The organism is Sulfuricurvum sp., from assembly GCF_036279695.1.
In the GTDB taxonomy this organism is placed as follows: domain Bacteria; phylum Campylobacterota; class Campylobacteria; order Campylobacterales; family Sulfurimonadaceae; genus Sulfuricurvum.
Genome location: NZ_DASUIQ010000021.1, coordinates 1 through 11,157 on the forward strand (window position 1 = coordinate 1; position 11,157 = coordinate 11,157).

An 11,157-nucleotide genomic window follows, 5' to 3' on the forward strand; every position below is an offset into this window, starting at 1 on the left:
TGATAAATTTCGACGCTCTTCTCATAATTTCCCTGATGCTCAAAACTTTGTGCCAATAGCAGCCATGATTCGGAGGTCAGGGAGTTGGTTTGCACCTGTTCGGCAAGTTTGTCCCCCTCACCGATCGATTCGAATTTTCCCAAAAACGATTCGAGATTGCGGTGCTCGCGTGCGCTTTTGTATCGTCCCCACCAATAGCTCAAAAAAGAGAGGACAAAGAGGAGGATGAAAAAGACAACGATACCGAAGAGCGGATCGCGAAATTCAATAAAAAATGTATCCATAGTCGTATTATAGCCGTGAAAAGGTTATTTCACGAATAGTTCGTTCTTTCAGATCGATTCGGTAGTGCAATGAGGGCTCATCACTACTTTGGCAGAGATCGTGCTCACATTTTAAGGAGCCATCTTGCGGGAGCGGGTCGCCTATCCCGATAGCGTGTTTATTTTTGATGAGCGGAGAGAGGATATAAATCTCGGAGATCTTTTTGCCTGAGGGATCGGAGACGATTTGGGCGATGAGGTTATTGCCTCGTTTCATCTGGAGGATCGTGTTGCTTTGATTGGAGGAGATTTGGCTCAGTTTTTCAAATTCGAAACCGCTCAAGGCGGTATTGATCTGATCGAACGGGGTATCGGGATAGATAGCACCTAACCCCTCTTCGCTGATGGTGAGAGGATAGGGTAGGGTCGAGTTTTGAGAACTGCACCCGATCACTAAAAATGCTACAAAAAGGGTACGAGTGATCAAAATACCCGCTCCACCATCAGCTGGAGTGAGACCCGACCGTTCCATTCGTTTTTGTTGACCGTATAACTGCACGACATTTTTTTGCTCTCTGGGCATTCGAGGGTTCGCCGAAACGCGATGAGTTCGAGTGTCTTTTGGCTTACACGTGAGGGGCGCAGTTCAATGCGGCTGTGCGATTGCTCACTCCCGAAGAGTTTGACTGCTACAACGTCGGCATCGCGGATTAGGAACCTCGGGCGGGGATTTCCCTCGCCGTAGGGCTCAAACCGCTCCAACAGCTCTAAGAGCTGAAAATTGATCATCTCATGCTCCAGCTCTCCGACAATATCGTTATGGGGGATGAAATCCGCAGCGTCCACCCCCTTTGCCGCCTCGTTGATCCCGTTGCGAAAGGTGTTGATAGTTTCACTCTTCATTGAGAGTCCCGCCGCCATTTTATGCCCGCCGAACTTTTGCAGAAGAGACTCTTGGGATTTGATGAGGGTGTAGAGATCGACGTTACCGATACTTCGACCGGAGCCTTTCGCAATGCCGTTGTGGAGGCTCAGGACGATGGCGGGTTTTTGAAAATGGCTCACAAGCCGTGAAGCGACAATCCCCACGACCCCCTCGTTCCAGTGCTCACCCGCAACGACGATGATCGAATCGTTAGGATTGACCTGTAGCATCGCTTCGGCGGTATTTTGCGCTTCGGTCTCTTTGCGCAGAGTATTTAGAGCGGTTAGGAGTTCAAATTGGTGATACGCTTTTTCAGTCGTATCGGCCAAGAGGAACTCCAGTGCGATAGAAGCGTCTTCGAGGCGTCCGGCCGAGTTGATGCGAGGGGCGATTTGAAAAGCGATGTCCTCTGCCGAGATAGCGGAGCGGTTTAGAAAATCGCGGATCATCACAAACGGAGATAGGGTCGAGCGGCTCATCATCTCCAGTCCTGTTTTGACAATGGCGCGATTGATCCCCACCAGAGGCATCACATCGGCGATGACCGCGAGTGACAAAAACGGGAAGAATTGGCGCATATCGATCGTGAGGTTTAGCTCCTGTTTGAGCAGTCCCATCAAGAGCCACCCTACTTGTGCACCGCATATCTCTTTGAACGGATAAGGGCAATCACTCTGTTTGGGGTTGATGATGGCATAGGCATCAGGGAGCGTGTCTCCGGGAGTGTGGTGATCGGTGATGATCAGATCGATCCCTCTGCCCTTGCACACCTCTGCGGCTTCGATGGCATTGATCCCGTTATCGACCGTAAAGATAACATCCGCATCAATCCGCTCCAGTACGTTTTTAGAGACGCCGTACCCGTCGCTGAAGCGGTTCGGAATCGTTGTGATAAGCGGGTAGGGGATGAGGTCGAAAAACCGTTTGACGATGGCGGTGGAGGTGACTCCGTCGACATCATAATCTCCGACGAGGGCGATACGCTCATGGTTACGGATAGCACGGGCTAACCGTTCAGATCCTTTTTGGGCATCTTTGAGAAGATTTGGGTGGGGGATGTCGGAGAGTTTTTCACTTTGCGCCTCAAATCGGCGCGCTAAAAAACTCTCGAGTGTTGAGTGGTCGAGTAGGGGAACCTCAGGCAGGGTTGGCATGGTTGAACGTTGCTTTGACAAAACCGAGTATTGAGGCGTTCGGGCTTTGGAGGCGTGACGTAAACTCAGGGTGGAACTGTACCCCTAAAAACCACGGATGAGCTGGAATCTCAACCGCTTCGATCAGACCGTGCGATTCACCCGTCACGATCATGCCGGCAGCTTCGAGTGCCGCGCGGTAGGTCGGATTGGCTTCGTATCGGTGACGGTGACGCTCATAGATCAACGCTTCGTTGTTATAGGCGGCGCGGAGGTTTGAACCCTCTTTGGTTTCACACGGATATTCACCCAAACGGAGCGTTCCCCCCATAGGAGAGTGGTGGGTGCGGAGTTGCGTTTCACCGGATTGGTCGATGAAGTTATCGATCAGATAGATCATCGGATGGGTTGTCGTCGGGTTAAACTCGATCGAGTTGGCATCCTCATATCCGAGGACATTGCGGGCATACTCGACGATGGAGAGCTGCATTCCCAAACAAATTCCCAAATACGGTATGTTGTTTTCGCGAGCATAACGGATCGCTTCGATTTTACCCTCGACGCCGCGATTACCGAAACCGCCGGCAACGAGAACCGAATCGCAGTCGCGTAGGAGCGCTTCGGCCCCTTGTGTTTCGATCTTCTCAGAATCTACCCAGTGGATCGCAACGCGGGTATCGAGATGAGCACCTGAGTGGATGAGCGCTTCGATAAGTGATTTATACGACTCTTTGAGCTCCAAATATTTACCGACAAAACCGATAGTGACATGGTGTTTCGGGGAGACGATTTTTTTGACCAACGAGTCCCATTGCTCCATATCGGGTTTGAGTTCACCAAGTCCCAGCTCTTTGCTGATCGGTGCGAGGATATTTTGCTGTAAAAAGCTCAAAGGTACCGCATAAATGGTTTGTTCGTCCATCGCTTCGATGATGCTGTCCGAGCTCACGTCACATGAGAGGGCAAGTTTCTTTTTAAATGTTTTCGGGAGACGCTCTTCACTGCGGGCGATGATCATCTGTGGCGTGATACCGATACGGCGAAGCTCTTGAACCGAGTGTTGCGTCGGTTTGCTTTTGTGCTCCCCCGCCGCTTTGATAAACGGGATAAGGGTTACGTGGATAAAAAACGTCCCCTCGACCTCGTCATCGTGTTTCATCATTCGGATCGCTTCCATGTACGGCAACCCTTCGATGTCTCCGACAGTACCGCCGAGCTCGACCACGAGGATCTCGTGCCCCTCACCCGCTTTTTTGATACGATCGACGATTTCGCCGACAATGTGCGGGACGACTTGGATCGTTTGTCCCAAATATCCGCCGCTGCGCTCGCGCTCGATAACGCTGCTGTAGACTTGACCCGTTGTAAAGTTGCTGGTGCGCAAGAATGATGCGTCGAGGAACCGCTCGTAGTTTCCGATGTCGAGGTCGGTCTCTGCACCGTCTTTGGTGACGAAGACTTCACCGTGTTCCAACGGGCTCATGGTTCCCGGATCGACGTTGATGTAGGGGTCGATTTTGAGCATTCCGACTTGTTTGCCGGAGTGTTTGAGTAGTGCGCCGATACTCGCAGCCGTAATCCCTTTGCCGAGTGAGCTGAGTACGCCGCCGGTCACAAAAATATACTTGGTCATACATTAATCCTTATCAATCTGAATCCAAAATGGGGTTGAATGGGTAGTTTGACCCAAAATAGAGATGTTTTGTCACTCTTCTTAAGGAACGTATTATATACTTTACAGACTTATAAAAATGTTTGAAAATTGGAAAATTTTATGGAATCTGCCCTTTATTATGTCACGATCGCATTAGGATTGTCGATTGTCGTTAATCTTGTTTTAAAACGGTTCGGTATCTCACCTATCATCGGGTATATTCTCACCGGTGTAACGGTAGCATACGGATTTGATCTTCGCCACATGGCCGATTCCCATACGCTAGGGATGATTGCTGAGTTCGGCGTCGTCTTTTTGATGTTTACGATCGGGCTCGAAGTCTCCTTGCAACGTCTCTCGACGATGAAAAAAGATGTTTTTTTTAACGGAGTATTTCAGGTTGTTATCTCCGCCGTTATCTTCTTTGCGATTGCCTATGGAGTGCTCGGGATTTCCCTTTCAACGGCGTTGATCGTTTCGATGGCGCTGTCTCTCTCCTCTACCGCAGTGGTTCTGACCTATCTCAAATCGACCAAAGAGATTGCCCGCCCTTACGGTCAAAAAGCAACGGGAATCTTGATTTTTCAAGACATCGCCGTGATTCCGATTTTGATTTTGATCGGGTTTTTGAGTTCAAACGGAAAAGATATTGCCGATGTCCTTCTTCATACTACTCTGAGTGCGGTTGTGATTGTCGGATTGCTCTTTATTGTCGGTAAGCGGGTGATGACGTGGCTTCTTCATTTCTCCTCCAGCAGTGAAGTGGATGAGCTTTTCATGGGATCGGTTTTAGTGATCGTCGTCGCCTCCTCGCTTCTCGCTTCGTATGCGGGATTTACCTACTCATTGGGGGCGTTTGTCGCGGGGATGATTATTGCCGAGACCCGCTATCACCATAAAGTCGAATCCGATATCGCCCCGTTCAAAGATTTGTTGCTGGGTACATTCTTTGTTACTGTTGGGATGAAAATCGATTTAGCCCTCTTTGGCACCCATTTCGCGGAGATATTGGTACTTTTGGTCGCTATTTTGGCACTTAAAGCGGTTGTTATTTTTAGTATCGTTCGAATCCACTCACAGCGTAAAATCGCATTTAAAACGGCAGTAGCACTCTCTCAGGTGGGGGAATTTTCGTTTGCTATTTTTGCGCTGGCGGAAAATCATAATCTCATTCCGGTCGAGCTTGCTCAAATGTTGGTTTTGGTTGTGGTTCTTTCGATTATTATAACCCCGTTTATTCTTACTCATCTATCTGCTATCAGCGGCTACTTTTTCAAAGACGTGAGTGTAACCGAAACCTTTGCGATGTTGCCGGGGCGTAAAAACCATGTGATTGTCTGTGGATACGGGGTTGTCGGAAAATTTGTCGCTAAAGCGCTTCGTGCCGAGGGGGTGGATTATGTTGTTGCCGATAACAGCTATAAACATGTTCAAGAGGCGTTGCGGGACCATCAGGAGGTCTATTTCGGCGATATGTCTAAAATGGCTATTTTAGACAAACTTTGCACCAAAGATTCGGTAAGCGTCATTATCACTCTCGATAATCTGGATAAAAAACGGCTAATTTGTGAGAGTATACTTCGATATGCTCCCGATGTAAAATTGGTAGTCAAAGTGGTGAGTTTGGAAGAGAAACGGGCTTTGCGAGGACTTCCCATCTCGATAACGATTGACGGGAAAAAAGAGGTAGCCGCCCGCTTGGTCAGCGAAGCGCTATATTGTGAGTTATGACTCTTTGGGTTGTTCGCTAACGAGCCACTGCAAATAGCGGATCGACCAGTCCAAATCTTCGAGTGCTAGATCGATCTCTTCGATCGGTTTTGGCAGATTGGCTTTAAGCTCGCGAACGCGTTGTTTGAGATACTGCGCCATAGAGTAATAGGTATTGAGGGACGTATCGTCTTGAGCTTTGATGATCAAATCCTCTAACGTATCAACCAGTTCTTTTTCATTGGGGAAGATATTTCCCGCTTTGCGGATCGTACGTTGCACCTTTTGCAGATGCGACATATCGACTTTGAAATTATCGGGATTGGCGGACATCAATTTCCTCGTGAACCCGGTTTGATCGCTTCAGAACCGTCTTTGCAAAGAGGACAGTTTTCCGGTGCGTACATCTCGAAATTGAAATCCTCTAGTGCGAAGAGAGGCTTGTCGCTCGGCAATGCACAGTTGGATTTACGCTCCAACGCACTTCCTTCACGTTTACAGAAACCTCGGTTAGCGAGCGCCGCAAAACCGACGACAACGCCGCCGAGGGCTTCAATCGCACGTGCGGCTTCCATCGCTGAGCCGCCGGTGGTGATGATGTCTTCGCAAATGAGGACTTTTTCACCCGGAGTGATTTCAAAACCGCGGCGGATTTGCATCTCACCGTTAACACGTTCTGCGAAAATGGAGCGTTTGTCGAGTGCGGTTGCGAGGGCAAAACCTGCGATCAACCCACCCAGTGCCGGAGCACATACGGTATCGATTTCGATTCCGTTTTCTTGGATTTTTAACGCTAGCGCATCGGCAAGGAGTTTTGCCGTTTTAGGGTCTTCAAGTACTTTCGCCGATTGGAGATAGTATTGCGAATGGTTCCCTGAACTGAGTTTGAAATGCCCTTCAAGCATGGCATTGGCATTCATATAGATAGCTTTTACGTTCATGGTTATACCGTAAGAATATCTTGCTCTTTTGTTTTGAGCAGATCTTCGATTTTTGCGATGTATTTGTCGGTGATCTTTTGGACTTTATCTTGAGCCCCTTTGGATTCATCGGCAGTGATCAGTTTGTCTTTTTCGAGCACTTTGATTTTATCGTTTGCTTTTTTGCGGTCATTACGAACACCGACTTTGGCATCTTCCGCCATCCCTTTGGCTTTTTTCGCCGTCTCTTGACGTTGGTCTACCGTCATAGGAGGGAAGAAGAGTTTGATGTCGGTTCCGTTGTTGTTCGGATTGACCCCGATGTCGGCTTTTTGGATCGCTTTTTCGATGACGTTCAGCATCGATTTGTCCCATGGGGAGATCGTGATCGTTGTCGCATCGGTCGCCAATACGCTGGCCGCTTGGTCAAGCGGTACCATGGAGCCGTAGTTTTCGACGCGGACGTTATCCAAGATTTTAGTAGTAACACGTCCGGTGCGGAGTGTGCGGAAATTGTGGATCATGTGATCACAGCTTCCTTGCATCTTTTCTTCACAAAATTGGTACACTTCGTTTAGCATGAGTTCCCCTTTCGACTTACTTGGTTTTGTTGGTATCGTTTACGATATTGATCGTCGGAGCCGCAACGTCATTTTTTTCGATCATTGCATCAACAACCGACTGGTTTTTTTGTTGAGCATAAAAGTAACCCAATGCAACGGTATTTACGATAAAAATAAATCCGAGGAAAAAAGTCACTTTCGCCAAAAAGCTTCCCGGACCTTTAGCCCCGAAAACCGATTCATTCGAGCCGCTGTACGCGCCCAAACCGATGCTTGAGCTTTTTTGTAGAAGTACAGCGATGGTGATCATAACGACCAAACCGATCTGTACGATGAGCAGTATGCCTGTCATATTAATCCTTGATATGTAAAAAAGTTCGCGATTATAGCATAGTGTTCATAAGAGGTGAATGAAGCTTATTTTTAAACCGATTAGGATTAAAATACCGTTTTACAAAGGAAAGCAGTTATGTGTAACAAATGTCCTCACAAAAAGAAATTGGCGTACGCTGTTGCTATCGTCGTATCATTTATCGCGTATTATCTTATTTTCTTCAGTTAAGCGATTATTAAACCCCTGTTAAGAGCATTGAGGGCAGCGCCCCTTATAGATGATCGAATCGACGCTAAAACCTTTCGGTGAAATGATCGGCTGAGGGGTTAAACAAGTAATCGTATGACAGTTTTGGCAAATGAAATGGGGATGGATCGTTTCGGTGAGTTCGTAATAGCGTTTTCCCTCAGAGGATTCGATCCCGTTGATGATATGAGCGGCTTCAAAGCTTTGCATAGTACGATAAAAAGTACTTTTGTCGATCAGCGGATCGAGGGCGCTGTATTCGTCAAAACTGATCGGCTGTTTTTGCTGTTCGAAAATCGAGAGGATTTTTTTTCTAGGAGCCGTGAGGCGAAATCCGTTTAGGGCAATTTTTTCATTCAATGTCATTTTGATAATACTTCTTAAATTTAAGGTCTAATGCAACTTGGTTGCATTAGAATGGTATCCGAATTTTATATGAGGAACCTGAATAATGGATACCAAACGACTGATCGTTTTTGGCGGTGTAATCGCCGCTATCGTCATAGGGATGACGTTCTTTTCGCCAAAACTTCAACCGATACAGAATACAGAAGAGACAAAGCCTGTTGTATCGGTCAGTACTTTTTCACTGTTAGAAGTGGCAAATGCCGTATCAGGTGATGCGATTAATGTCTCCACTATTGTTCCATTGGGGAGCGATGCTCATATGTTTTCCCCAAACCCGACGCAAGTTGCAAACCTCTCTAAATCGGCTTTGTTCATCTACAACGGTGCCGGATTCGAGACATGGGCTGAGGGGGTAAAAACGACGTTGACTTCAGCGACTAAAGTTATCGATATGAGTCAGTATGTTGCACTGCAAAAAAGCAAAGAAGAGCATCATGAAGATGGACATGGAGATGAAGTACCGGCGGAGCATGAGGGGCACAACCATCAGGGAGCCTATGATTCTCATTACTGGCTTGATATTGATAACATGATCAAAATGACCCAAAAGATGGATGCCGAATTTTCGAAACTTCTCCCGAGTAAAGCGGAGACATTCCACGGCAATGCGGCAACTTATATCGGAGAGCTACAAAAACTAAAATCCGAGTATACCAAGGGATTGGGCGAGTGTAAAAACCGCACTTTGATCTCAAATCACGACGCATTCGGGTATCTTGCTCATGCCAATAAGCTTGAAAATATTTCGGTCATTGGTCTCTCCTCGGATGAGCAGCCAAGTGCACAAACGGTTTCTCATATCGTCGAAGTCGTTAAAGAACACGGGATGAAAACGATCTTTTTTGAAGAGTTGATCAACGATAACGTCTCCCAAACGATTGCCCGCGAGACGGGTGCCAAGGCAGTACCTCTCCAACCGCTGGAAAATATTAGCCAAGATGAGTTAAAATCACATCAAACCTATCTCTCACTTATGCGAGAGAACCTGAAAAAATTACGAGAAGCGATGGAGTGCCGTTGAAGTTTTCCCCCAGCCTTTTTGAAGTGAACAACCTCAACTTTGAGCGGCAGGGGAATTTGGTTCTCAAGGACTCCTCATTTCGTATTTTGCCGGGAGAGTATTGCGCGATTATCGGTCCCAACGGCGGAGGAAAAACAACTCTTGTGCGCCTTTTGCTGGGGCTTGAAAAACCGACCTCAGGCGCAATCAAACTCTTTGGAACGGATCAAAAGCGGTTTCGCGATTGGAACCGTATCGGCTATGTCCCTCAACGCTCCGCCCTTGTGGACGGCTCATTTCCCGCTACTGTGCGCGAAGTGGTAGGGATGGGACGCTACGCCAAACGGGGGATTTTCGGATTTGAATCCGCCGAAGACAAAGCCGCGATTGCGGAAGCGATGGAGCTGATGGGGGTATCGGATTTATCGGATCGTCTTATCGGAAACCTCTCCGGCGGTCAGCGTCAGCGGGTGATGATCGCACGCGCCCTCGCCTCTAACCCCGATGTGTTGATCGTCGATGAACCCAACACGGGGGTCGATGTCGAATCACAGCACCGTTTTTATGAGCTTCTTCGCACCCTCAATCGCACCAAAAAACTCTCCATCCTCTTTATCACTCACGATGTCGGGGTGATTGCCGAAGATATTACCCGCGTTTTGTTTGTCAATCAAAGTGTATTGGTTTCCCAAAATCCAGCCGAAGTGATTCGATGTGACGAGATGAGCCGACTTTACGGCACACCGGCGCATGTCGTGTGTCATAACCATTAGGACTCAATTATGATGGAAATGCTAAGTTACCCTTTTATGCAGCGCGCCTTTGTCGCAGGGTTGATGATTGCCGTCCTTGCATCGCTCAGCGGTTCGTTCATTGTCCTTCGCCGCTACTCCCTTCTCAGCGAGACGTTAGCCCATGTCTCACTCGTCGGTGTTGCTGTCGGATTATTGTTCGGAATGAGTCCGTTGTGGATGGCGGTTTTGGCATCACTGGTCGCCTCATGGCTGATCGAGTATTTGCGCAGTGTTCACGGGATGTATTCCGATTCGGTGCTCGCTATTTTCCTCTCAGGCTCTCTCGCCCTTGCGATCGTGATCGTCTCGCTGGCGGGATCGTTTAACGCCTCGCTCTTTAGCTATCTTTTTGGCTCTATCCTCTCGGTCAGTACGGAGGATTTGTGGGTGATGGGAATTTTCGGCTCACTGGCAATGGCACTCTTGATCGCCTTTTTCAAAGAACTTTATTTTATCGCGTTCGATGAAGATGTCGCCCGTGCGGGGGGGATTCGCGTCACTCTCCTTAACTTCATGCTCGTGAGTGTCATCGCTGTTATCATCGCCCTATCCATTCGGGTAGTCGGAACCCTTTTGATCGGAGCATTGATGGTGATCCCTCCCGTCGCCGCGATCCGGTTCGGGATGGGTTTTTATCCGACAACCCTCCTCTCTATGGCGATTGCTTTGATTTCGGTTGTGATCGGGCTGAGTGCATCGTATCTCTTTTCACTCCCCAGCGGTGCGGCGATTGTCTTGTGCCTACTTGTTATCTTTATTATCGCATTGGTCATTAACCGCCGATGAGCAGTGCGTGCCATGAATTTTCCCGCTACGCGGCGGAGTACGGGAGTCGTAATGTCATCCAGCGTCTCGTCGCCGATAAACTAATCACCTCCACCGAAACGCATCCACGCCGTATTTTGGATTTGGGATGCGGAAACGGAACCCTCTTTTCGTTGATCGATTGGGAGGTTGAGCGTTTTATCGGGGTCGATTTCTCCGATTCTATGCTCTCTCATCATCCTAAGGCGTCCACTGTTGAGTTAATTTTGGGAGATTTCAACGACTCCGCATTGTTTGAGAGACTGGGTAATGAGCAATATGATCGAATTTACTCCGCTTCCGCGTTACAGTGGGCGGAGGATTTGGATCGTGTTATGGAGTCTCTCGCTTCCCTCAATACTCCGATGTCACTCGCGATCTTCACCGCAGGGACGTTTAAAAC

13 protein-coding genes and 1 pseudogene are annotated in these 11,157 nt (G+C 48.2%); 5 read left to right on the forward strand and 9 right to left on the reverse strand.

Going from position 1 to position 11,157, the window contains the following annotated elements; translation table 11 throughout:
- The 4 genes and pseudogenes from VFW36_RS02710 to VFW36_RS02725 all read right to left on the reverse strand — a co-directional run.
- Positions 1–284: pseudogene (locus tag VFW36_RS02710) on the reverse strand (hypothetical protein); the annotation flags it as partial.
- A 7-nt stretch (positions 285–291) separates the two neighbouring features.
- Complete coding sequence (locus tag VFW36_RS02715) at positions 292–795, reverse strand: hypothetical protein (RefSeq protein WP_329657284.1); 504 nt, start codon at positions 793–795, stop codon at positions 292–294.
- Complete coding sequence (gene recJ, locus VFW36_RS02720) at positions 747–2,342, reverse strand: single-stranded-DNA-specific exonuclease RecJ (protein ID WP_329657285.1); 1,596 nt, start codon at positions 2,340–2,342, stop codon at positions 747–749. Before recJ ends, VFW36_RS02715 begins: the two co-directional genes overlap by 49 nt.
- On the reverse strand, positions 2,326–3,954 hold the full coding sequence (locus VFW36_RS02725) for a CTP synthase (protein ID WP_329657286.1): 1,629 nt from the start codon (positions 3,952–3,954) through the stop codon (positions 2,326–2,328). The genes recJ and VFW36_RS02725 overlap by 17 nt, the downstream gene beginning before the upstream one ends.
- Positions 3,955–4,095: 141 nt before the next feature.
- Here VFW36_RS02725 and VFW36_RS02730 point away from each other — a divergent pair, with 141 nt between their 5' ends.
- A complete protein-coding gene (locus tag VFW36_RS02730) occupies positions 4,096–5,706 on the forward strand; it encodes a cation:proton antiporter (RefSeq protein ID WP_329657287.1) in 1,611 nt (536 codons plus the stop codon).
- On the opposite strand, the gene VFW36_RS02735 is transcribed toward VFW36_RS02730, so the two are convergent.
- The 5 genes from VFW36_RS02735 to VFW36_RS02755 form a co-directional block, all read right to left on the reverse strand.
- A complete protein-coding gene (locus tag VFW36_RS02735; RefSeq protein ID WP_329657288.1) occupies positions 5,701–6,018 on the reverse strand; it encodes a hypothetical protein in 318 nt (105 codons plus the stop codon). The genes VFW36_RS02730 and VFW36_RS02735 overlap by 6 nt on opposite strands.
- Positions 6,018–6,626, reverse strand: coding sequence for an orotate phosphoribosyltransferase (pyrE, locus tag VFW36_RS02740; RefSeq protein WP_329657289.1), 609 nt, complete (start codon positions 6,624–6,626; stop codon positions 6,018–6,020). The genes VFW36_RS02735 and pyrE overlap by 1 nt, the downstream gene beginning before the upstream one ends.
- Before the next feature lie 2 nt (positions 6,627–6,628).
- Positions 6,629–7,186, reverse strand: a complete 558-nt coding sequence (frr, locus tag VFW36_RS02745; protein WP_329657290.1) for a ribosome recycling factor — start codon at positions 7,184–7,186, stop codon at positions 6,629–6,631.
- Positions 7,187–7,202: 16 nt separating this feature from the next.
- Positions 7,203–7,520 carry a preprotein translocase subunit SecG gene (gene secG, locus VFW36_RS02750; RefSeq protein WP_329657291.1) on the reverse strand — a complete coding sequence of 106 codons (318 nt, stop codon included), beginning with the start codon at positions 7,518–7,520 and terminating at the stop codon, positions 7,203–7,205.
- Between the two features lie 228 nt (positions 7,521–7,748).
- Positions 7,749–8,114 (reverse strand): Fur family transcriptional regulator, encoded by a 366-nt coding sequence (locus tag VFW36_RS02755; RefSeq protein ID WP_329657292.1) that lies wholly within the window; start codon positions 8,112–8,114, stop codon positions 7,749–7,751.
- An 85-nt stretch (positions 8,115–8,199) separates the two neighbouring features.
- Here VFW36_RS02755 and VFW36_RS02760 point away from each other — a divergent pair, with 85 nt between their 5' ends.
- From VFW36_RS02760 to VFW36_RS02775, 4 genes are all read left to right on the forward strand, one after another.
- On the forward strand, positions 8,200–9,177 hold the full coding sequence (locus tag VFW36_RS02760) for a metal ABC transporter solute-binding protein, Zn/Mn family (protein ID WP_329657293.1): 978 nt from the start codon (positions 8,200–8,202) through the stop codon (positions 9,175–9,177).
- Positions 9,168–9,929 (forward strand): metal ABC transporter ATP-binding protein, encoded by a 762-nt coding sequence (locus VFW36_RS02765; protein WP_329657294.1) that lies wholly within the window; start codon positions 9,168–9,170, stop codon positions 9,927–9,929. Before VFW36_RS02760 ends, VFW36_RS02765 begins: the two co-directional genes overlap by 10 nt.
- Before the next feature lie 9 nt (positions 9,930–9,938).
- Positions 9,939–10,736, forward strand: coding sequence for a metal ABC transporter permease (locus tag VFW36_RS02770; protein ID WP_329657295.1), 798 nt, complete (start codon positions 9,939–9,941; stop codon positions 10,734–10,736).
- Positions 10,733–11,157, forward strand: a 425-nt coding sequence (locus tag VFW36_RS02775) for a methyltransferase domain-containing protein (RefSeq protein ID WP_329657296.1), incomplete at its 3' end; no start/stop codon positions are given. The genes VFW36_RS02770 and VFW36_RS02775, both read left to right, overlap by 4 nt.